The organism is Rhodanobacter sp. Root179, from assembly GCF_001428465.1.
Taxonomy (GTDB): domain Bacteria; phylum Pseudomonadota; class Gammaproteobacteria; order Xanthomonadales; family Rhodanobacteraceae; genus Rhodanobacter.
Map to the genome: position 1 here is coordinate 1 of NZ_LMHR01000030.1, position 21,143 is coordinate 21,143.

Below are 21,143 nucleotides of genomic sequence, written 5' to 3' on the forward strand. Positions count from 1 at the left end.
TTTTTTCGCCCGAACGGTTTTCTTCACCTGCGCTGCACCCGGCGCGACACTCGGCCGCTATATCCTGCATGGCATGGGGAAGCCGGTGATGGGCGGCGACGATGTCGGCGATACCGCGGCGATACCGGGTATGGTCCGACAGTCACTCGACACATGAGGGGTGAGCCATGCAAACCATACGTCCGTACGTTTACCTGCTTGGCGGCGCCGTTGCACTGGTGCTGGCCGGTTGCCGCAAGGAGGCTGTCCAGCCAACGCCGCTGCCGGCACCGGAGCTGCAGGCCGCCATGCCTGCGCAGCAGAATCTGTCGGCCGACGCGCTGTTCGCGTTCGGCAAGGCGTCGCTGCGGTCCGCCGACAATGCCGAGCTCGACGCACTGGCCGACAAGATGAAGGCGGCATCGCAGATCGACTCGGTGCAGGTGCTGGGCTACACCGACCGGATCGGCAGCGAGCAGGCCAACCAGAAACTTTCCGAGCAACGCGCCGAGACGGTGAGTGACTATCTGGTGGCGCATGGCGTGCCGGCCGGGGCGATCCGGGCCGAAGGCCGGGGCGAGGCTGACCCGCTGGTGGCCTGCCCGGATCAGAAAGGTCAGAAGCTGATCGCCTGCCTGGCGCCGAACCGCCGCGTCGTGATCAACACCATCGTAAGTGATGCGGGCGCCGCCATGCCGGTGGTCATCCCGCCGGGCAGTCACGGCGTGACCCAAACGGTGTGGATCGGTCCGCACACGGTGCCCTGCGACGGCGACAGTGCTGGCTACTGCTATCGCGTGCGCGAAAGCGAGAACGGGCCGTGGAAACTGTGGCACGGTCGCATCCAGGGCTTCGACTACGTCGAGGGAAACGACTATGAGCTGGTGGTCAAGGCATACCGCTCGGATGTGAAACTGGAGAACGAGTCCAGGGACCCGGCCTCCCGCTACGTATTCTCCAACGACAACGGCCCGTTCGTGGTCTGGGTGCTCGACCATGTGGTGAGCGAGCAGCCGCACGCCGGGCGCTGAGTCGTCGTATTGCAGTGCACAGCCTGGCGATCCACGGAGCTGTTTCGCCAGTGCAAACGGAAAGGGCCGGACGAGTGATCGTCCGGCCCTTCTGCCTGATCCGTGATGTCTACTCGTCGTCGTCGCGGAACGCACGGCGCAGCAGCAGGAAGGCACCGATCGTACCGGCGACGATCGCCACGGTGGCCGCCGGGTGGCGGTTCACCTTCCGGCGCAGGCGGCGATACTGGTAGTTCGCCTCGTCGGCGAAATCCTCGGCGGCGCGGCTCAACTGGCGGCGGTAATCGCCACGCTTGTCGAAGCGTTCGCGGATCGTGCGGCGGCCCCGTTCCAGCAGGTTCTGCGCACCATTGCTGGCGTCATCGGCGTAGTGGCGGGCCCGCTCGCCGGCACGCTCGGCGGTGTCCTGGAGCTGGCGTCCGATATCGTGTTTGCGCATGGTCGTCTCCTCGGCGTCTGAGCTCTCAGGCTGGCAGCGCCACCGTGAGCGAGGCGTAAACAGGGCCGCGCAACCCGCGGCCAGCATTCAGCCAAGCCGGTACTCGCCACCTTTTTCCAGCGCGCGCGCGTAGGCCGGGCGAGCGTGGATGCGCTGCAGGAAGGCGGCCAGATTCGGGTGGCTTGCGTCGAGTCCGCCACGGGCAGCGAAGGCTTCCAGCGGAAAGCTCAGCTGGATGTCCGCCGCGCCGAAGGCGTCATCGACGAACCACGTCCTGCCGGCCAGTTCATTTTCCAGATAGTCCAGATGCAGGCGCAGCTGCGGATCGACGAACGTGCGCATCACCTTGCGCGCGATGCCCCGGGCGATGGGCTTGACGAAGAACGGCCCCGGCGCGGCCTCCACTTTCCGGAACACCAGCTTCAGCAGCAACGGCGGCATCGCCGAGCCTTCGGCGTAGTGCAGCCAGTAATTGCAGCGCAGCCGCGCCGGCGTGCCGTGGGCGGGAATCAGCACGCCGGCGCCGTAGCGGTCGGCCAGGTACTCGATGATCGCGCCGGACTCGGCCATGGTCAGTTCGCCATCGGTGATCACCGGCGACTTGCCCAGCGGATGCACGGCGCGCAGTTCGGGCGGCGCCAGCATGGTCTTCGGGTCGCGCTGGTAGCGCCTGATCTCGTAGGGCAGGCCCAGTTCTTCCAGCAGCCACAGGATGCGCTGCGAGCGCGAGTTGTTGAGGTGGTGGACGGTGATCATGACGGGCTCCGCAGTATGAGGTGACACGACGACATGCATGGCCGCGGAACGGCATACGCAGATCGGCGCTCAGTAGATCTCGCCCACGCAGCAACGCAGGCTGCCGCCGGCCTTCTCGATCTCGTCCAGTTCCACCGCGCCGACGGCGAAGCCATAGTCGGCCAGCGTCGCCACCTGCGCGTCGGTCAGGGATGCCGCGGCGCAGGCGCTCATCCACACCCGTTGGTCGGACAGGGTGATCGCATTGCCGGCGAAGGCCTGCTTCTGTGCCGGACTGATCCAGATCGCACGACTGCCGTAAGCGCCGACGATCGCCTGCGCAGCGGCGGGATCGCGGAAACCGTCGGCGGCGATGATCGCGGCGCGGCTGGCCAGCAGGGTCAGCACCACGTTGGTGTGATATTCGCCCTCGGCCAGTTCGAAGCAGAACATCAGGCGCAGCTCGAATGCCTTGAGCATCGCCTGTGCGCCGGCCATGTCGCAGCGCTCGCTGAGGCCGCAGTAGCCGACGCCGCGGGCGCGGTCGATGATCAGCGAGCCGGTCAGCTCGGCGACCAGGCCGTCGCAACCGGACAGGTCGATTTCGTCATAGCCCAGCACGTCGCCGAAGAACGCGCGGATGTCGGCGCGTTCGGCCTCGCGCTGGCGCACCGGGTGGCGCATGCGACCGATCACCAGCCGCCCCGGTGCGGTGCCGAATACGTTGTTGGGAAACACCGCATCGGGCGTGGCGGGATCGCCGGGGAAGGTGATCACCGGCACGTCCGCACGCAGGGCCTGCGCCAGCGCGCCGTGCTGGGCCAGCGCCTTGAGCGGATCGACCGCCAGGCTCATGTCCATGTAGCGGTTGTCGCGCGCCGATTCCGCCGCCAGCGCGAACTCGGCCGGCGCCACCAGATAGGCGGCGCGTGCCGTCGCGGCGGCGCCAGGCAGCGGCGCCAGCGCGGCAAACGCCTCGAGGAATTCGGTGGGCGAGGTGGTGATCACGGTGCGGTTCCAGACGCGAAGAGACGTCAGAGAATATCCGCTGCCGGTTCTTCCCGCGCGGCGGCTTCCACGTGCAGCTGCTGGCGCCGGCGCAGGCTCGGGAACATGCCCATCCACAGGACGACCACCACCAGCGTGCCGACGCCGCCGAGCACGGTGGCGTTCACCGCGCCCAGCCATGCCGCCAGCATGCCGGACTCGAACTCGCCGAGCTGGTTGGAGGTGTTGATGAAGATTGCGTTCACCGCACTGACCCGACCGCGCATGTCGTCCGGTGTATCCAGCTGCACCAGAGCGCCGCGGATCACCATGCTGACCATGTCGAACGCACCCAGCGCGAACAGCGCCAGCAGCGACAGCCACAGCGCGGTGGATACGGCGAACACCAGGGTCGCCACGCCGAAGCCGGCCACCGAGGCGAACATGATCATGCCGACCCGCCGCTGCATGTCATGCCGCGCCAGCCACACCGACATCAGCAGCGCCCCCACCGCCGGGGCCGCCCGCAACAGACCCAGGCCCCACGGGCCGGTGTGCAGGATGTCCCTGGCGAAGATCGGCAGCAGGGCGGTGGCGCCGCCGAGCAGCACGGCGAACAGGTCCAGCGAGATCACACCCAGCACGTCGGGGCGGCGACGGATGAAATGCACGCCGGCAAACAGGCTCTTCAGCGTGGCCGGTTCGCGTTTCGGCGGTGCCTGTTCATAGCGCAATCGCGCCATCAGCACGATCGACACCAGGTACAGCGCCGCACAGGTCGTGTACACCACGCCGGGCCCGGCCACGTACAGGAAGCCGCCGACCGCCGGGCCCATGATCATCGCCGCCTGGCCGGCCGAACCGTTCACTGCCATCGCGCGGGGCAGCACCGTGGCCGGCACCAGCGCCGGCAGCATCGATTGCAGTGCGGGAAATTCGAAAGCCTTGGCGATGCCGATCACGAACACCAGCAGCAGGATGCCCGCCTCGTGGATGCCGTGGGCCAGGCTCATGCCGGTCAGCGCGGCAATGGCGATCCACTCCACCACCTGGCCGAGCAGCACGATGCGGCGCCGCTCGAACTGGTCGGCGACGTGGCCGGCCGGCAGGGCCAGCAACACCGATGGCACGAACTGCACCAGGCCGATCAGGCCGAGGTCGAAGGCGCGGCCGGTGATCGCGTAGATCTGCCAGCCTACCGCCACCGACAGCATCTGGAAGCCGAAGCCCGAGGCGATCCGGGCGAACCAGAACGCGACGAAGGCGGGATGTCGAAGCAGCGAATCCGTGGCCGTGGAACGAGGCGGAAGCATGGGGTGTCCTTGCGGGGGCGCCATTATCCCGCGGGCGTGCCCGGCCACAAGCGTTGGCGGTTCAGCTGGCAGACGGCTGATTTGACGCGGCCTTGCCATATTCCCGCCTAGCGTCCTGTCCAAATACCGAGCCGAAGGACACTCCCATGGGCCGCCAGGCAAAACATGTCTACACCGACCATGCCAGCATCCACCAGCTGGAATCGCTGGTGGATGAGTTGCCCGCGAACGGCCACGTGGTGCTGCTGCTGAAGGACGGCAGCAGCTGCGACGGCGTCGTCAGCACGCGGCCGAACGTGCAGGTGTTCCGTGATGCCGAGGAGCGCGAAGGCATCAATGCCACCGTGCAGCTCGAACGGCCGGACGTGCCGGAGTGGACGCGTCGGATCTGGCTCGACCAGATCGTGCGGGTCGAGCACCTCGACTCGATCATGGCCAGCGAGAACTGAAGCTCAGGCAAGGTCGTCGGCCACGCTGGCCGGAACGGCCCGCGGTGATGCCGCGCGCGCCGGCGCATCCAGGCCGAACAGGGGCCGCAGCCAGCGGCTCCGGCGGATCACGAACTCGTGCAGCAGCGCGCAACCGCCCACCGTGGCCAGCACGATCAGGGTGGGTTCGAGCACCGGTCCCAGCCCCAGCGGCATCAGCTGCCAGGCGAACAGCAACAGCAGGCTCTGGTGCAGCACGTACCACGGATACACCGCCTCGCGCGCATACGGCAGCCAGCGGAACGGGCGGTTGAGATACGCATGACCCCAGCCCAGCACCGCCACGATCGCGCTCCACAGGTACAGGTAATGCAGCGCCCGCACCGCCAGCACAAGGGGCAGGGCGGCGTCGTCCGGCAGGGTCTCGATGCCCAGCAGGTAGAACGCGAAGCAGCCCAGCGCCAGCGGCAGCGAGGCCCGGCGCAGCCGCGCCAGTTCGGCCCAGATGCCGGTATCGGTGCCCAGCAGGTAGCCGTAGAGGAACACCGTGGCGTAGATCGCATGGGCGTACCAGTCGCCCCACAGCGCGCCGGTCACCGGGTAGCGGTTGGCCAGCAGGCAACCCCACAACAGCAGGGGCAGGGCAGGCAACAGCAGCAGGCGCACGCCGCGCAACTTCAGGCAGGCGTTGCGCAGGCGCTGGCCCGGACGCGACTCCAGCAACGGCAGCAGGGCCAGCAGCAGCATCGTGTACACCCACAGGTAGGGCAGGTACCACAGGTGGTTCCAGGTGAAGCCGTACTGCCAGCCGGTGAACGCGCCCGCGGGCCACGGGCCGCCGCTCCAGTAGCGCAGCAGGAAGTGGCCGAAGCCGGGCTCGACCAGATGGTTCGACAGTCCCTGCACATACGGCTGGATCGGCACCACCACCAGCACGCCGAACACCAGCGGCAACAGCAGGCGCAGGCTGCGCTTGCCGGCCAGCCGGCCGATGCTGCCGCGCCGGCGCATGAAGTTCACCGCCAGCCCGGAGACCAGGAACAGCAGCTCCATCCGCCAGCGGTTGAGGAACAGCATCGGGTACTGCAGCCATTCGGCGGTGTGGCTGCTCTTGAGGTGGAAGTCCCAGCCGTCCCCGGCCACGTACAACATCGCGGCGTGGTACAGGATCAGCAGGCCGAAGGCGAGGACGCGCAGTGCATCGATATCGTGGCGGCGGTTCATGGCGGCATTCCCGTGTGAAAGTGGCCTCAGCCTGTCCCGCCGCGCGCTGCCTGTCCCGCCCGAAGTGACCGCCTGACGGGCCCTGGGGACGAATGGCGGCTGGCAGGGACGAGTAGTGGGGACGAGTTGGGTAAACTCCGGTCGATGGGCACGACTTCCGGCTTCGACATCTACCAGCGCTGGCGGCGACCGTTCGAGGTCGGGGTCTGGCTGGTGTTCTTCGCGATCAACGGCGTCTTCAACAGCATCAACTCGGGCATCGACCACGCCGGCGCGGCGGCGTGGGAACCCTGGCTGTGGGAGTGGAGCAGCGTGCTGGTGCTGCTGGCGCTGTTGCCGGGGGTGATCGCGCTGGAGCGGCGCTGGCCGATCCGCTTCGATACCTGGCGCCGCAACCTGCCGTTGCATCTGCTGTTCAGCGTGCCGTTCAGCCTGATCCACGTGGGCGGAATGCACGTGTTGCGGAAGCTGGGCTACGCCCTCGCCGGTGCCCATTACGACGCGTTCGGCGCCTCATGGTGGATGAATGCCGGCTACGAATACCTCAAGGACGTGCGCACCTATTTCGTGATCGTCGGCACGCTGGTGCTGTACCGGCTGTGGCTGCTGCGCCAGCAGGGCGAAGCGCGACTGCTGGCGGCGCCGGATGATGGCGCGCCGGTGGAGCCGGTCGAGCGCCCCGAACGTTTCCTGGTGCGCAAGCTGGGCAAGGAATTCCTGCTCAACGCCAGCGAGATCGAATGGCTGCAGGCCTCGGGCAACTACGTGAACCTGCACGTACGCGGTCGCGACTACCCGCTGCGGGCCACCATGGCGGGGATCGAGGAGCGGCTGGATCCGGCCCGCTTCGTGCGGGTGCATCGCGGCTACTTCGTCAACCTCGACTATCTTGTCGAGATCGAGCCGCTGGAAACCGGCGACGCGCGCCTGCAGATGCGCGACGGCACGAAGATTTCCTGCAGCCGGCGTTATCGCGCCGCACTGCGCGAACGTTTCGGACAGCCCGATTGAACCCCCGGACTGCGTGCGCCGGTTGCGCGGCAATGGCGGATCGTTACAAGCTAGCCGTCTGTTCCCGCCAGGTATGCCGCTGATGAATGTCGCCTTCCCCTGTCGCGCCGTGATGGCGTGCGGTTTCGCCGTGCTGCTGGCCGCCTGTTCGCAGGGCGGGGCTCCGGCGCCGGACGCCGCACAGCAGCAGGCGCAAGCCGCGAATGCGGACGCCGTGCGCAACCTCGACGCGTATCGTCAGCTGCTGCGCATCCACAACGACGAGATGGCGGTGACGATGGGCAAGGAGATCGTCAGGCGCTTCCCGGACAGCGACGCCGCGAAGGAAGTGCAGCGGACCCTGCCGGCGATCGAGAAGCGCTACACCGAAGCCAGCGAAAAGAGCCGGCTCGAACGCCTGTGGCTTTACCAGGTGGCGCCGATGGCTGGCGGCACGCAATCCACCGCGACCATCGAAAACAGCCAGCCCGCCAGCGGTGACCGCGTGCGACTGGTGCTGCGCCGGCACACCAGTTGGGGCCAGAGCGTGTTCCTGTACGGCAGCAAGCCCGGTTTCGTCTGTCGCGGCAACTGCAGCATCGCCACCCACGTCGACGGACGCACGGTGTCGGTGAAGGCGTTTGCGCCGTCCACCGGCGAGCCGGCGCTGATGATCCGCGACGACAAGGCCTTCATCGCCATGCTCGGCAAGGCGAAGAAGATCAGCATGGACGTCACCCTGGTCGATGGCGAGAAGAAAGAGACCCTGGTCTATGAAGTGGCCGGCTTCGATCCGGCAAAGTGGACCGCGCTGGGCAAGAGCAAGCCCGCCGGGAAATAGCCGGCGGTGTCATCCGCGACACCGCTGCTGCGTTCCTGGCAGTAGGCATTCCCCACATGAGGATGGCGTCATGGACAAGTCATGGCTGATCCCCGCCGGCGCGCTGGCGCTGGCCGCGTTGACTGCTGGATGCTCCAGCGTGCCGTACGCGCAGCGCGTGCAGCAGCGGCAGGCGGCGTACGCTGCGGCGGCCGGCGCGCCGGTGCGTAGCTTCAGCTACTTCAGCCTGTACTCGTGGGAGCCGCTGAGCGACACCGAGCTGGCGGTGTATACCCGGCCGAACCAGGCGTACCTGCTCGACCTCGGTGGCTGCCAGGACCTGATGTTTGCGAACGCGATCGGACTCACCTCGAACATCAACCAGGTGACGGTGGGCTTCGACAAGGTGCTCACCGGCCGCCACAACTTTCCCTGCACCATCACCGGCATCCGTCCGGTCGACGTGAAGAGCCTGAAGATCGCCCAGGAAAAGCAGCGCAGGATCGAGGCGGCCACGCGCAGCGCCGCGCCGCCAGCAGCGAAAAATTAGCGAGGTTGCCGGAGACCTGCCGTCAGCGCACCACGGTGACCGGCACGTGGGCACGTGCCAGCACGTTGCCGGAGACCGAGCCCAGCAGCCATCGCGCCAGTGCGCCGCGTTCGGTGTGTCCGATCACGATGTGATCGATGCCGTGCTGTTCGACCTGGCTGAGCAGCACGTCGCCGGGGCTGCCATAGACCAGCTCCACGTCGACCATGTCGCTCGCATCGGGAACCACGGCGGCCAATTCCTGCAGCAGCTCCTGCGCCCGTCGGGTGCCGGAGTCGGCCATCATCAGCGCCGACACGTCGGTGCCGCCTTCGGTCACCTGCAGCACCGACACCACGCGAACCCGGCCACCGGAGCAGCGCGCCAGATCGATCGCGAACTGGAACGCGCGTTGTGACACTTCCGAACCGTCGTAACCCACCAGCGAGTGCTTGACCATCATTTCCCTTCGCGACTGCGCGGCCATCAGGCCGTTGCCTTGGAGTCTAGGAGCGTGGGGAGTGGAAACCAAGCGACGGATGCCGCCTGCTGTGCCTGGCCGTCCACGCCCGCCGCCGAAAGCTGAACGGCTGGTCATTCGTCTGCACGTCTCTGTCACGCCGCCCTGCACAGGATTCATTCCACCCGCATCCACGACGGCCGTGCTGTCCAGGTTGGCCGCGGGAAGCGCATCAACTGTTGTTCCGCACACTCGAAGGAGAGACATCATGATCAAGCGTACTTTTGGAATGGCTGCCCTGGTAATGGCCTGCGCGGGTGCGATGACCGTGCTGCCGACGAGCTCCGCGCAGGCTGCCGAGGCGAGTGTGAAATGCGATCTGGTCTACAACCTGTCGGGCTGGTCGCTGATCTACAAGCACGCCGAAGGCACCGGCATGGTCACCTGCAGCAACGGCCAGAGCGCCAAGGTGAAGATCGCCGTGGTCGGCGGCGGCCTGACCGCCGGCAAGTACCACATCGACAACGGCAAGGGCGAGATCACCAAGGTGCACGGCATCGCCGATGTCTTCGGCGACTATGCACAGGCCGGCGCCGAAGCGGGCGTGGTCAAGAGCTCGACGGCGCAGGTGCTGACCAAGGGCACCACGTCGCTGGCCCTGGCCGGCACCGGCGAGGGCGTGAACCTGGGCATTTCGGTGGGCAAGTTCACCATCAGCCAGCTCTGATCAGGGCAGCTCTGATCACGGCAAGTCTGATCAAGGCCATGGCCTGATCCGGAAGGGCGCCATGGGCGCCCTTCCTTTTTCCGTGCGCGTAAACTGCAGCGATTGCGCACACCCGATCGGAGGCCCTGTCCATGCGTCGTCTTGCTGCCCTGTTTGCGTTGATCCTGATGCTCGCCATGAGCGGAGCGGCTTTCGCCGCCACGCCCCAGGTGGGCGAGGCTGCACCGGCGTTCCGTTTGCAGGATCAGAACGGCCACTGGCTCGCGCCGGATGATTTTCGCGGTGGCTGGCTGGTCATGTACTTCTACCCGAAGGACTTCACCCCCGGCTGCACCACCGAGGTCTGCACGTTCCGCGACGACATCGCCAAGCTGCGCCAGGCCGGCGCCAAGGTCGTCGGCGTGAGCCTGGACGATGTGAAATCGCATGCCGCGTTTGCCGAGAAGTACCACGTGCCCTTCCCGCTGCTGGCCGACGAGGATCGCCAGGTCGCCACGCGTTACGGCGTGCTCACCTCGCGCATGGGTCTGCACTATGCGAAACGGACCACCTTCCTGATCGATCCGCAGGGGCGCATCGCCAGGGTCTATGTCGATGTCGATCCGGAGAAGAACTCGGCCCAGGTGCTGGCCGACCTGGCCAGCCTGAAGGCGACGCGCTGATGCCGCTGGCACCGAACGCCGCCAGCGCGGCGAACCGGCGTTTCGCGCCCTGGGCGATCGGCCCCTGGGTCCTGCTGTTGCTGGCCGCGATCGGCTTCGTGCAATACCTGCGGCATGCCGAGTACCTCTATCTCGGCGTGGCCGTCGCGGTCATCGTGGTCTGCGCCGGCTGCATCCTGCGCCAGGCCTGGTCGCGGTCGGCGATGCAGGTGCTGGCGCTGCTGCTGGCGGCGTGGTCGCTGGTGACCGCGGTGCTGATGCTGCAGCAATCGGGTGACTTCGAGATCGCCCGCCAGCACGCCCGGGCGCAACCGCAGCTCGGCGAGATGGCGCTGTGGATGATCGCGCGGGCGCAACGCACCTGGCAGGTCGGCATCGCGCTGAAGCTGGCGGCCATTCCCGCGCTGCTGTGGCTGGCCTGGCAACTGGGGCGGCCAGCCGTGCGCGCGCAATTCCGCTCGCGTCGGCCCTGACGGTCGGTGATACTGCAGCCGGGCACTTGCGCGGATTCGCTTCGGGGGAAGGGATGAAGAACTGGCTGGCGGGATGGTGCTGTCTGTTGCTTTGCGGCGTGGCATTCGCGTCGGGCCCGGGCGGCGTACGCAAGCGGGTCCAGGCGAGCATGCTGCTCACCGGGACGATCGTGGTGGCGCCTGACGGCAGCGTGCGCAGTTACGCCATCGATCGCGCCGACCAGGTCGAGCCCGCGGCGATGAGCCTGGTCAACCGCAGTATTCCTGCATGGAAGTTCGAACCCGTGCTGCTCGCCGGCAAGCCGGTGGCGGCCAAGGCAACGATGAGCCTGCGGGTGGTTGCCAAACCGATCGGCGATGGCAACTACTCACTGGCCATCAGCGGCACGCATTTCGGCCAGGAAGCACCCGGTCAACATGTCACCTACCAGAATCGCGTGCCGCCCACCTATCCGCCGCAGGCCATCAAGGGGCGCGTGACCGGTACGGTTTACCTGGTCCTGCGAGTGGGGCGGCAGGGGCAGGTCGAGGATGCCGAGGCCGAACAGGTCAATCTGGCCGTGATCGCCAGCGACCGGGACATGGTGCAATGGCGCAATGTGCTTGCGAAGTCCGCGCTGGCGGCCGCCAGGAAGTGGACTTTCCATACGCCGACCTCGGGCGAATATGTCAATGCGCCGTACTGGATTGCACGCGTGCCGGTTGCCTACCATCTGAAAACTCTCGACGAGCCCGAAGTCGATACCTACGGGAAATGGCAGGCGTACGTCCCCGGGCCGAAGGAGCTGGTGCCGTGGATCGATAGCCAGCGCCTGCTGTCCGGCAGCGCCGATGCACTGCCGGGCGACGGCATCTATCAGCTTGATCGGAATGGACTGCAGCTGCTCACGCCACTGAGCGGCGCCTGATCGACCCGCCCGATCTGTCCACGGCGGTCGGCGCGAATTCGCGACCCCGTAGCGGATGTTCAGCATGGGTTGGCCCGCGGGCGGGTATCGCTTGACGCATCGTCCCCGGGAAAGCGCCATGCACATCCGCCCTGTGTCCGTCCTGCTGTTGTCCCTGTTCGCCGCGTGCACCGTGCACGCGCAGGACCTGGCGGCGACCTGCCATGCCAGCAGCAGTTACGACGTCACCCTGAAACCGGACAGCCTGTTGTTCGACCGGCCCGCGCCGGCGCCGTTCCATGTCGAGTTGCAGCAGGGCGCCCTGCGCACCGATGGCGTCAGCGTGAGCTTGAACGCGGAGGACCAGGACCGGCTGACCCTGTTTGAACGCGAGCTGCGCGAGCTGGCGCCGCGCGTGCGCACGGTGGCCCGCAACGGGGTCGACATCGCGGCACAGGCCCTGCGCAGCGAGTCCGACGGCATGGGCCTGGGCGCCGATACCCGGGCCGAGTTCCAGCGTCGGCTGGACGCCCACGCGGCGGAGCTGAAACGGCGCATCTCGGTCAGCCAGAGCACGCGCGATTGGCAGGGCGATGCCGCCAACCAGGCGATGAACCAGATCGCCGGCGACCTGTTGCCGCTGCTGGCGGCCGACCTGGGTCAGCAGGCGATCAACGCGGCGCTGTCCGGCGACCTGCAAGCCGCCGCCACGCTGCGCGATCGCGCGGCCGACCTGGCTACCGACCTGCAGCCGCGATTGCAGGCGCGGTTGCAGGTATTGCGTCCGCAGGTCGAGGCGCTGTGTCCGGCGATCCGCCGGCTTGCCTCGCTGCAGCAGGGCGTGCGCGGCAGCAATGGCCAGCCGCTGAACCTGCTGCAGGTCGGGCCATGACACCCGCGCACCGGGCGCGTGTTTGCATGGCCTGCGTGCCGGCGGGCATAGTCGGAAGCTCCGCCACTGCCTGATGGATGAATCATGCCGGCCAGCGCCAGCGATGTCCTCGAATTCTGGTTCGCCGAAGCGCACGCCGTGCACTGGTTTGCCGCCAGCGCCGCCTTCGACGGGCAGATCCGCGAGCAATTCGGCGGCGCCGTGCAGGACGCCGCGAACGGACGGCTGGACGGCTGGGCGACCACGCCGTCGGGCTGGCTCGCGCTGCTGATCCTGCTCGACCAGTTTCCCCGCAACCTGTATCGCCACGACCCGCGCGCCTGGGCGGCCGATCCGGCGGCGCAGCGCGTCGCGTTGTCGGGCCTGTCCCGTGGTGATGACCGCCAACTTCCCGCCATCCGGCGCGTGTTCGCCTACCTGCCGCTGGAACACGCGGAAGACCCCGCGCTGCAGCGACGTTCAGTCGAATTGTTCGAGGCGCTGAGGGCCGACGCATCGCCCGGCGAGGTCGCCCGCTTCGACGATTTTCTGGACTATGCTCGGCGCCATCGCGACGTGATCGAGCGCTTCGGCCGTTTTCCGCATCGCAACGCCGTGCTTGGTCGGGCCAGCAGCGCCGAAGAGATGGATTATCTGGCCCGGCCGGGAGCGGGTTTCTGAGTTTCTGAGCGCAACGTCGTCCGCTTGGCAGCGGCACATTCAACCGACCAGGGAGCAGGTCATGCGTATTCGTCTAGTCATTGCGTTGTTCGCCTTCAGTGCCGCCGTGCAGGCGTCCAGCACCTTGCGGGTCGGCAACCAGGTGCTGGTTGCCGGCGACAGCCGCGAGCGGGTGGTGGATTTGCTGGGCAAGCCCAGTTCGAAGTCGCATGCGCACAAGTCGCGCAGTCACGGCAGTCGCCGCGGTGGCGTGCGGGTGATCGACCGCAACGAGGGCGGCGAGCAATGGCGCTACCGGCGCGACGGGCATGCCACCGTGGTGACCCTTGTTGACGGCAAGGTCACCGACATTCAGGACGACCGGCTCTGACATCGTCGGGCACGGCATTCGGGAAATATCGATCATCACTTCGCCGCGTGCGTGTCACGCAGTTTTTTCGGCGGTTTGCTAGGCTGGCGAGGTTTTCCGCCTGAGCCGAAGCGATGCACGATTTCCTCGACAACCTGCTGGGCCAGGCGTTGTCCGCCAGCGTGATCCATGCCGGACTGAACCTGCTGTTCGCCTTGCTGATCCTGCTGGTCGGCACCTGGGTGGCGGCGCGCATGGCCAACTTCAGCCGCCGCGCGCTGCAGCGGGCGAATGTGGATGACACGCTCAGCGGTTTCCTGCGCAACGTGATCTACGGCGTGCTGGTGGCGATGCTGATCGTGATGGCGCTGACCCGCGCCGGCGTGCCGTCGGCACCGCTGGTCGCGGCGCTGGGCGCGGGCGGACTGGCGATCGGGCTGGCCTTGCAGGGTTCGCTGAGCAACCTGGCCTGGGGCGTCTTGCTGGTGATCTTCCGGCCGTTCCGGGTCGGCGATTTCGTCACCGCCGGCGGGCTCGACGGCACGGTGCAGAGCATCAACCTGATGCACACCCTGCTGCTGTTGCCGGACGGGCGCGAGGCGGTGGTGCCGAACGGCAAGGTCGGCGGCGATGCCATCGTCAACCATAACCGGCGCGGCACGCGGCGGCTCGAGTTGAAGCTGGGCATTGGCTACAAGGACGATATCGGCGCGGCGATGGCCGAGATCCGCCGCCTGTTCGCAGCCGACGCGCGCATCCTCAAGGACCCCGCGCCCGGCGTGTGGACGGTCGGCCTGGGCGAGAACGTGGTCGACCTGGTGATCCGCGCCTGGACCAGCTCGGCCGACTCGTGGGACGTGCAGACCGACCTGCTGCGCGCGATCCGCGAGCATTTCGAGGCGGCCGGCATCAGCCTTCCCGCACCGCGCCGCGAACTGGTCATCACCCACGGTGACCTGTCGGATGCGGCGCCGCGCCAGCCATGACGCGGTCTCACCGATGCGTGGCGCGGGCGGCTATTCCAGCGTGATGCCCCGCCGGTTGTCGGTGGATACCTTGTCGATCAGCTCGTTGTAGGGATCGACGCCGGCCAGCGCGGGCTTGCCGTCGACCACCACGGTGATCGTGCTGTCGCCGTCCTTCAGCAGGCGCTTCTCCAAGTACAGCGGCTTGCCGTCCCGGCCGCCGCCGGGCGAGGCCGCGAACACGCCGATCTCGATCGGGATGTCCGGCTTCGCCGCGGTTTCCTTGCCGGTGCCGTCCAGGTAGGCCTTGCCGGCGTGCAGCTTCAGGGTCACTTCGTATTTCCCGTTGGCCAGCTTCTTCGCGCGGGCATCAGTGAGCCGGTTGTCGAACAGGGTGATCTTCCAGAAGAAGTCGTCCAGCAGCGACTTCCACTGCGGCCCGGCCACCTGGTCCAGCGCCTCCATGAACTCCTGCGAGGTGGTGTAGGGCGGCTGCTGGAAGCCCTTGTCGAGCAGGAACTGCTTCAGCATGCCGTTGAGCTTCGCTTCGCCCAGGTAGTCCTGCAGCGCGTAGAAGATCAGCGAACCCTTGCGGTAGTGGATGTACGGCTGGTTCTCCACCTTCGCCAGCGGCTCCTCGGCCAGCTTCTCGGTGGCGCGGCCGACCAGGTAGGCATCCAGTTCGTACTTCAGGAACTTGTGCATCTGGTCCGCGCCGTACTTGTGCTTCATCACCATCAGCGACGAGTACTGCGCCAGCGACTCGCTGAGCATGGTCGAGCCCTGCATGTTCGCGCCGATCACACGGTGCGCCCACCACTGGTGGGCCACTTCGTGGGCAGTGACATCGTAGACGTAGTCGATCTTCGACTTGTCGCGCAGGTCGGCGATGAAGCCGATCGATTCGGAGAACGGGATGGTGTTGGCGAACGACTGGGCGAACGCGGCGTAGCCGGGGAACTCCAGGATGCGCAGCTGCTTGAACTGGTACGGCGTGTAGTTGGCGTCGTAGTAGTCCAGCGAGTCCTTCGCGCTCTCGATCATCCGGTCCACGTTCCAGGCGTGCGCCGGGTTGTAGTAGACCGAGATGTCCACGCCCTTCCACTGCACGCGCTTCACCGAGTAGCGCGCCGACAGGTAGGCGAAGAAGTTCAGCATCGGCCGCTGCATGGTGTAATGGAAGTAGTGCCGGCCATTGGCCGTCCATTCCTTCTGCAGCGTGCCCGGCGCCAGCGCGATCTGGTCGGCGGCGGTGGAGACGGTGGTGTCGAAGTCGATCCAGTCCGCGTCATTGCTGATGTAGTTGTTGGCGCGAGCCTTCTCGTCACCCAGCTTCGGCATCCGCGGCACCTCGGCGGACAGGCCGTACTTGCGTCGGTCGTTGCGATCGGTGAGCTGGTACTGGGTCTGGTAGCCGAATTGCGGCAGCATGCCGCTGTTGAAGAAGCTGCCGTTGTGCACCAGGAAGGTGGCGCCGGTGTCGTTGGTGAAGCCCTTCGGCGCGTATGCCAGGCTGAAGTCGAAATCCATCGACGCGCCCGGCGCCAGCGGCCTCTTCAGCCGTACACGGTGAAGCCCAGGTCCTTGTCCTCGCTGACCGTGTCGTGCGGGGCGAACTGCAGCGACTTCACGGTGAACTCGTCGGTGAAGTTCACGTACAGCTCGCTGATCGGCGCGGTGGATTTGTTGACCAGGGTGTAGTGGGCGCGGATGTCCAGCCTGCGCTGGTAGGGATGGATGTCCACCTCGGCCTTCACCGCGGTGATGCGGGGCTGCGGAGCGTCCTTGTACTTCGCGTACTTCTTCTCGTAGTCCGCACGCTGCACCGTCTTCGCGGTGCTGTTGCGGTAGGTGTTGAGCACGTTGGTGTTGTAGTAGATCCACGCGCCGCTGCCGATGAAGCCCAGCGCGGCCAGCACCAGCACGACCAGGGCCGGGGCATGCAGGCGCGCACGCGCTTCGCGCAGGCGGTCGCGCCACGCGTCGTCGGTGCCACGCGCCCAGAACAGCGCGGCCACGACCAGCATGACTACCGCCAGGCAGGCCCAGTAGCCGTCGAACCACAGCGCGCCGGTGAGGAAGTGGCCGAAGCCGTTCATGTCCGAATACGGCACGGTGGGACCGCTGCCGTAGTTGTACAGGTTGTGGTCCCAGTGCAGCAGGCCGAAGCCGATCGAGCTGGCCGCCACCCACAGGATGGTCAGCAGGTAGCCCAGGAACTTGTTGTTGGACATCACCTGCAGGAACAGCGCCAGCACCGCGATCAGCACGAACGGGATCGCGTTCAGCGCCAGCATGCCCAGGTACAGGCCCGGCTCCAGGTGCGTGTAGCCGTGCGCCAGCTGCCAGCCGATGCCGACCACCGCGCCGATCAGCAGCATCAGCACGATGATGGTCAACAGCGCGCCGAACTTCGCCAGCAGCGGTACCCAGTCCGGCACCGGGAAGGCGTCGGTGACTTCGGCGGAGTGCTGGCTGCGCTCGCGCCAGACCAGCTCACCGGCATAGAAGATCACGATGATGATCAGGGGCAGGCTGAAGCTCCCGTTGATCGCGGTGAGCACCTGATGCGTCACCGGCCACACCGGCGTGCCGTAGATCAGCCCGGACGAAACCAGCGACACCAGCATCAGCACCAGCGACAGCGCCAGCAGCACCAGCAGGGCCACGCCGCGCACCACGCCAAGCGTGTCGAACAGGAACTGGGCGCGCAGCTGCTGCAGGTGGATACGCCAGCCGTGGCCAATGCTCACCCGGGGCAGGGTCAGCGCGGCGCCGCTGGCCGGCGGGCGCAGCATCGGCGGTTCAGCGCGCTTCTTGCGGCGCGGCAGCTGCAGGCCCTCGCGGTTCGGGCGGAACAGCCAGTAGGCCGCCACGAACAGCACGACCGCCACGCCGATCCACAGCAGGCGGTTGAACAGCAGCACCCCGTCCAGCGCGGGCAGCAGGTGGTTGCTCTGCTCCGACGACCAGTAGCGGGTGACGATGCCCAGCGTGCGGCCGCCGAACGGGTCCAGCATCGCGGCGATGGTGTGGCTGTCGATGTCCCGGCTGAGGTAGCCGGTGACGCCCGACAGCACGAAATACGCGATCACCCCGATATAAGTGGCCAGCAGCGAGCGCGTGGTAGTGGCCAGCAGGAACAGCAGGGCGGCGATGAACAGCATGTTCGGGATCACCATCACGCCCAGCGACCAGGCGTAGCCGTACCAGCTGGCCGGGCCCAGTCGCGCCGCGTCGATCCACGGCATCGTGGCGCCCAGCGCCAGCCCCAGCGCGCACACCAGCATGATCGCCAGCGCCGCCAGGTAGCCCGCGGCGAAGCGGCCGCCCAGGTAGGCACCGCGGCTCATCGGCGTGCTGAAGAACAGCTCCGAGGTGCGATGGTCGAAATCACGCAAGGCCGCGCCCGCCACGAAGATGGTGATCAGGAACACGCTGAGCACGGTGAGCACGCCCAGCAGGCGCACGATCACCAGCGGCGCGTTGCGCAGCACGTTGCCGCTGGCACCGCCGGCAACCACCATGTCGGTGCTGGAAAGGGCGAAGGCCAGCGCGCCGAACGCGGCGGCGACGATCCAGAACAGCGGCGCCTTCAACTGCTGGCGCAATTCGAAGCGGAGTATTTCGAAGAACATGGGTGATCCTGGCTGCTGCAGGAGCGCCGTGTGCGCGATGTCTTCCATCGGAAGAACGGACATCGCGCGCGGGTGCGCCCCTGCGGATTCGGGGCGCCTTCAGGCGGCCTTGGCGGTGGCCTGCGCCCGCAGGCGGCCGAAATAGACGTCCTCCAGGTCCGGTGCGACCGCTTCGAAGCCTTCCTCCGGCTTCGCGTCGGCCAGCACGTGCAGCAGGGTGCGGCCGCCGGCGAGGCGGGTGGACAGGATGTTCATGCGGGCGCGATAGCCGTCCAGTTCGGCCTTGTCGATGCTGCGCCGCCAGACCCGGCCCTCCAGCGAACGGATCGCCTCGCCCGGTTCGCCGGTCAGCAGCACCTGGCCCTGGCCGATGATCGCCATGCGCGAGCACAGGTCGGTGACGTCCTCCACGATGTGGGTGGACAGGATCACCACCATCCGCTCGCCCAGCTCGGCCAGCAGGTTGAGGAAGCGGTTGCGTTCCTCCGGGTCCAGTCCGGCGGTGGGTTCGTCGACGATGATCAGGCGGGGCTCGCCGATCAGCGCCTGGGCGATGCCGAAGCGCTGGCGCATGCCGCCGGAGTAGGTGCCCAGCTTGCGCTTGCGCACGTCCCACAGGTTGACCTGGCGCAGCAGCGCCTCGACCAGCTCGCGCCGCTCGCCCTTCACGGTGACGCCCTTGAGCACGGCGAAGTGGTCCAGCATCGCCTCGGCCGAGACCTTGGGATACACGCCGAACTCCTGCGGCAGATAGCCCAGCAGGCGCCGCGTGGCCTGCTTGTCGGCCAGCAGATCCATCTCGTCCAGCCTGATCGTGCCCTCGTCCGGGTCCTGCAGCGTGGCGATCGTGCGCATCAGCGACGACTTGCCGGCGCCATTGGGGCCAAGCAGGCCGAACATGCCGCCGGGAATGTCGAGCGACACCCCGCGCAGCGCCCGGACGCCGTTGGCATAGGTCTTGGACAGGTCACGTATCGTCAGCATGGGTTCCTTCCGGTGCCGCGTTGTGCGGCGTGGACATGGGCTCAGGTTAGGCTACGCAACCGCACGGCGCGTCCGCTCAAGGTCATGGATACGCGGGCGCATGGTGGGGTGCGAAGGCCCGAAGTTACACGATTCGGCATACGCAAGGCATGACCCTTCGCTATGATTGACGTCTTGTATGCAGCCGCCATCCCCGAGCGGCGCGCCATCGCCAGCAGGAGTCAACATGGCCGACCTCAAAGAAGCCCGCGTTCCCGACATCGGCCATGCCGACGTCCCCGTCATCGAAGTGCTGGTGAAGGTCGGCGACCGGGTCGAGAAGGAACAAAGCCTGATCACGCTGGAGTCGGACAAGGCCACGATGGAAGTTCCCTCGCCGTTTGCCGGCGTGGTGAAGGAGATGAAGCTCAAGGTGGGCGACGAGGTTTCCGAGGGCGCGGTGATTGCCTTGATTGAAGCCGACGGCGCAGCCGTCTCGCCGTCCCCCTCTCCCGTATCGGGAGAGGGCAGGGGTGAGGGAGCCCAGGCCCCTTCAAATTCCCCAGCGCCCGCTCCGGCTCCCGCCCCCGCTCAGCCGACCCCCGCGCCAGTGGCCGGCCAGGGCGTGCAGCCGGGCATCGCGCCCGAGGGCGACGTGGCGCCGCAGGTGCGCCCGCCGGTCGATGCGCGCGTGGTGATGCCTGGCGACGCGCCGTATGCCAGCCCGGCGATCCGTGCGTTCGCCCGCGAGCTGGGCGTGGACATCCAGCAGGTCAAGGGCAGCGGCCGTGGCGGGCGCATCCAGCGCGACGATGTCAGCGCCTACGTCAAGCACGCGCTGGCCTCCGGCGCGCGTCCGTCGACGGGCGCCTCGGCTTCGGTCGGCGGCCTCAGCCTGCTGCCGTGGCCCAAGGTCGACTTCGCCAAGTTCGGCGAGATCGAGGAGAAGCCGCTCACGCGCATCCAGAAGATCTCCGGCGCGAATCTGGCGCGCAACTGGGCGATGATCCCGCACGTCACCCAGCACGAGGACGCCGACATCACCGAGATGGAGGCGTTCCGCAAGCAGCTCGGCGCCGAGAACAAGGATCTGAAGATCAGCCCGCTGGTGTTCCAGATCAAGGCGGTGGTCGCCGCGCTGAAGGCGTTCCCGCAGTTCAACGCCTCGCTGGACGAGTCGGGCGAAAAGCTGATCCTCAAGAAGTATTTCCACATCGGCATCGCGGTGGACACGCCCGACGGCCTGGTGGTGCCGGTGATCCGCGATTGCGACAAGAAGGGCCTGCTCGACCTGGCCCGCGAACTGGGCGAGATCTCGAAGAAGGCGCGCGACAAGAAGCTTGGCCCGGCCGAGATGTCCGGCGGCTGCTTCTCGATCAGCTCGCTCGGCGGCATCGGCGGCACCTATTTCACGCCGATCGTCAACGCGCCGGAGGTGGCCATCCTGGGCGTCTCCAAGTCGGCGGTGAAGCCGGTGTGGAACGGCAAGGAATTCGCGCCGCGCACGATGCTGCCGCTGTCGCTCTCGTACGACCACCGGGTGATCGACGGCGCGCTCGCCGCGCGCTTCGCATCGTTCCTGGCCAACCAGCTCGGCGACATCCGCCGGCTGCTGCTCTGACCGGAGGCGATGACCATGGCGAACACGATCGAGATCAAGGTTCCCGACATCGGCGGCCACGACAACGTGCCGGTGATCGAGGTGCTGGTGAAGGCCGGCGACACGGTGGCGAAGGAACAGAGCCTGATCACGCTGGAGTCGGACAAGGCGACCATGGAGATTCCTTCCAGCGCCGCTGGTGTGATCAAGGAAGTGAAGTTGAAGGTGGGGGATGAGGTTTCCGAAGGGGCGGTGATTGCCGTGGTGGAAGTGGCCGGTGAAACGGCTGCGGCGCCGGCTGCGAAAGCGGAAGCGCCCGAGGCCGCTGCACCGACGCCAGCCGCCGTTCCGGCGGCCACCCCTCCCCAGCCCTCCCCTGCGAGCAGGGGAGG

General features: G+C 67.2%; 22 protein-coding genes and 1 pseudogene. 15 read left to right on the top strand and 8 right to left on the bottom strand.

All coding sequences use genetic code 11. The features are described from left to right. Positions 1–167: 167 nt before the first annotated feature. A complete protein-coding gene (locus ASD82_RS01120; protein WP_056714189.1) occupies positions 168–1,010 on the top strand; it encodes an OmpA family protein in 843 nt (280 codons plus the stop codon). Between the two features lie 109 nt (positions 1,011–1,119). Here ASD82_RS01120 and ASD82_RS01125 read toward each other — a convergent pair whose 3' ends face one another. From ASD82_RS01125 to ASD82_RS01140, 4 genes are all read right to left on the bottom strand, one after another. Further along, the gene (locus tag ASD82_RS01125) at positions 1,120–1,449 is read right to left on the bottom strand and encodes a hypothetical protein (protein WP_056714192.1); all 330 of its coding nucleotides are present in this window, start codon (positions 1,447–1,449) and stop codon (positions 1,120–1,122) included. Between the two features lie 87 nt (positions 1,450–1,536). Beyond that, complete coding sequence (locus ASD82_RS01130; protein WP_056714195.1) at positions 1,537–2,205, bottom strand: glutathione S-transferase; 669 nt, start codon at positions 2,203–2,205, stop codon at positions 1,537–1,539. Positions 2,206–2,274: 69 nt separating this feature from the next. Further along, positions 2,275–3,192, bottom strand: a complete 918-nt coding sequence (locus ASD82_RS01135) for an arginine deiminase-related protein (RefSeq protein ID WP_056714198.1) — start codon at positions 3,190–3,192, stop codon at positions 2,275–2,277. 26 nt (positions 3,193–3,218) lie between these two features. Then, positions 3,219–4,484, bottom strand: coding sequence for an MFS transporter (locus ASD82_RS01140; RefSeq protein ID WP_056714201.1), 1,266 nt, complete (start codon positions 4,482–4,484; stop codon positions 3,219–3,221). Between the two features lie 146 nt (positions 4,485–4,630). Here ASD82_RS01140 and ASD82_RS01145 point away from each other — a divergent pair, with 146 nt between their 5' ends. Further along, complete coding sequence (locus tag ASD82_RS01145; protein WP_056714204.1) at positions 4,631–4,933, top strand: DUF3247 family protein; 303 nt, start codon at positions 4,631–4,633, stop codon at positions 4,931–4,933. A gap of 3 nt (positions 4,934–4,936) precedes the next feature. Here the strand turns inward: ASD82_RS01145 and ASD82_RS01150 are convergent, their stop codons facing one another. Then, positions 4,937–6,136 (bottom strand): acyltransferase family protein, encoded by a 1,200-nt coding sequence (locus ASD82_RS01150; protein WP_056714207.1) that lies wholly within the window; start codon positions 6,134–6,136, stop codon positions 4,937–4,939. 144 nt (positions 6,137–6,280) lie between these two features. On the opposite strand from ASD82_RS01150, the gene ASD82_RS01155 reads away from it, so the two are divergent. From ASD82_RS01155 to ASD82_RS01165, 3 genes are all read left to right on the top strand, one after another. Then, complete coding sequence (locus tag ASD82_RS01155; protein WP_056714209.1) at positions 6,281–7,147, top strand: LytTR family DNA-binding domain-containing protein; 867 nt, start codon at positions 6,281–6,283, stop codon at positions 7,145–7,147. A gap of 82 nt (positions 7,148–7,229) precedes the next feature. Continuing rightward, positions 7,230–7,967: a hypothetical protein gene (locus tag ASD82_RS01160; RefSeq protein WP_056714244.1), complete on the top strand. Its 738-nt coding sequence runs from the start codon at positions 7,230–7,232 to the stop codon at positions 7,965–7,967. Positions 7,968–8,037: 70 nt separating this feature from the next. Beyond that, on the top strand, positions 8,038–8,496 hold the full coding sequence (locus ASD82_RS01165; protein WP_056714212.1) for a DUF6491 family protein: 459 nt from the start codon (positions 8,038–8,040) through the stop codon (positions 8,494–8,496). Between the two features lie 22 nt (positions 8,497–8,518). Here ASD82_RS01165 and ASD82_RS01170 read toward each other — a convergent pair whose 3' ends face one another. Next, positions 8,519–8,935 (bottom strand): universal stress protein, encoded by a 417-nt coding sequence (locus tag ASD82_RS01170; RefSeq protein ID WP_056714247.1) that lies wholly within the window; start codon positions 8,933–8,935, stop codon positions 8,519–8,521. Between the two features lie 268 nt (positions 8,936–9,203). Between ASD82_RS01170 and ASD82_RS01175 the strand changes: the two genes are divergently transcribed. From ASD82_RS01175 to ASD82_RS01210, 8 genes are all read left to right on the top strand, one after another. Then, positions 9,204–9,662 carry a hypothetical protein gene (locus ASD82_RS01175; RefSeq protein ID WP_056714215.1) on the top strand — a complete coding sequence of 153 codons (459 nt, stop codon included), beginning with the start codon at positions 9,204–9,206 and terminating at the stop codon, positions 9,660–9,662. Between the two features lie 131 nt (positions 9,663–9,793). Further along, the gene (locus tag ASD82_RS01180) at positions 9,794–10,324 is read left to right on the top strand and encodes a peroxiredoxin (protein ID WP_056714217.1); all 531 of its coding nucleotides are present in this window, start codon (positions 9,794–9,796) and stop codon (positions 10,322–10,324) included. Next, positions 10,324–10,797 carry a hypothetical protein gene (locus ASD82_RS01185; RefSeq protein WP_056714220.1) on the top strand — a complete coding sequence of 158 codons (474 nt, stop codon included), beginning with the start codon at positions 10,324–10,326 and terminating at the stop codon, positions 10,795–10,797. Before ASD82_RS01180 ends, ASD82_RS01185 begins: the two co-directional genes overlap by 1 nt. Beyond that, positions 10,734–11,705 (top strand): energy transducer TonB, encoded by a 972-nt coding sequence (locus tag ASD82_RS01190; protein WP_235580600.1) that lies wholly within the window; start codon positions 10,734–10,736, stop codon positions 11,703–11,705. The genes ASD82_RS01185 and ASD82_RS01190 overlap by 64 nt, the downstream gene beginning before the upstream one ends. Before the next feature lie 118 nt (positions 11,706–11,823). Further along, positions 11,824–12,576, top strand: a complete 753-nt coding sequence (locus ASD82_RS01195) for a DUF2884 family protein (RefSeq protein WP_056714225.1) — start codon at positions 11,824–11,826, stop codon at positions 12,574–12,576. A gap of 84 nt (positions 12,577–12,660) precedes the next feature. After that, a complete protein-coding gene (locus tag ASD82_RS01200; protein ID WP_056714228.1) occupies positions 12,661–13,236 on the top strand; it encodes a DUF924 family protein in 576 nt (191 codons plus the stop codon). A gap of 61 nt (positions 13,237–13,297) precedes the next feature. Then, the gene (locus ASD82_RS01205; protein ID WP_056714230.1) at positions 13,298–13,606 is read left to right on the top strand and encodes a DUF2845 domain-containing protein; all 309 of its coding nucleotides are present in this window, start codon (positions 13,298–13,300) and stop codon (positions 13,604–13,606) included. Between the two features lie 113 nt (positions 13,607–13,719). Then, positions 13,720–14,571, top strand: coding sequence for a mechanosensitive ion channel domain-containing protein (locus tag ASD82_RS01210; protein WP_056714233.1), 852 nt, complete (start codon positions 13,720–13,722; stop codon positions 14,569–14,571). 30 nt (positions 14,572–14,601) lie between these two features. Here the strand turns inward: ASD82_RS01210 and ASD82_RS01215 are convergent. Beyond that, a pseudogene (locus ASD82_RS01215) lies at positions 14,602–18,188 on the bottom strand (M1 family aminopeptidase). Between the two features lie 99 nt (positions 18,189–18,287). Continuing rightward, a complete protein-coding gene (locus ASD82_RS01220; RefSeq protein WP_056714237.1) occupies positions 18,288–19,172 on the bottom strand; it encodes an ABC transporter ATP-binding protein in 885 nt (294 codons plus the stop codon). A 178-nt stretch (positions 19,173–19,350) separates the two neighbouring features. Here ASD82_RS01220 and aceF point away from each other — a divergent pair, with 178 nt between their 5' ends. Further along, complete coding sequence (gene aceF, locus ASD82_RS01225) at positions 19,351–20,772, top strand: dihydrolipoyllysine-residue acetyltransferase (RefSeq protein ID WP_082585203.1); 1,422 nt, start codon at positions 19,351–19,353, stop codon at positions 20,770–20,772. 15 nt (positions 20,773–20,787) lie between these two features. After that, positions 20,788–21,143, top strand: a 356-nt coding sequence (locus tag ASD82_RS01230; protein WP_304437860.1) for a biotin/lipoyl-containing protein, incomplete at its 3' end; no start/stop codon positions are given.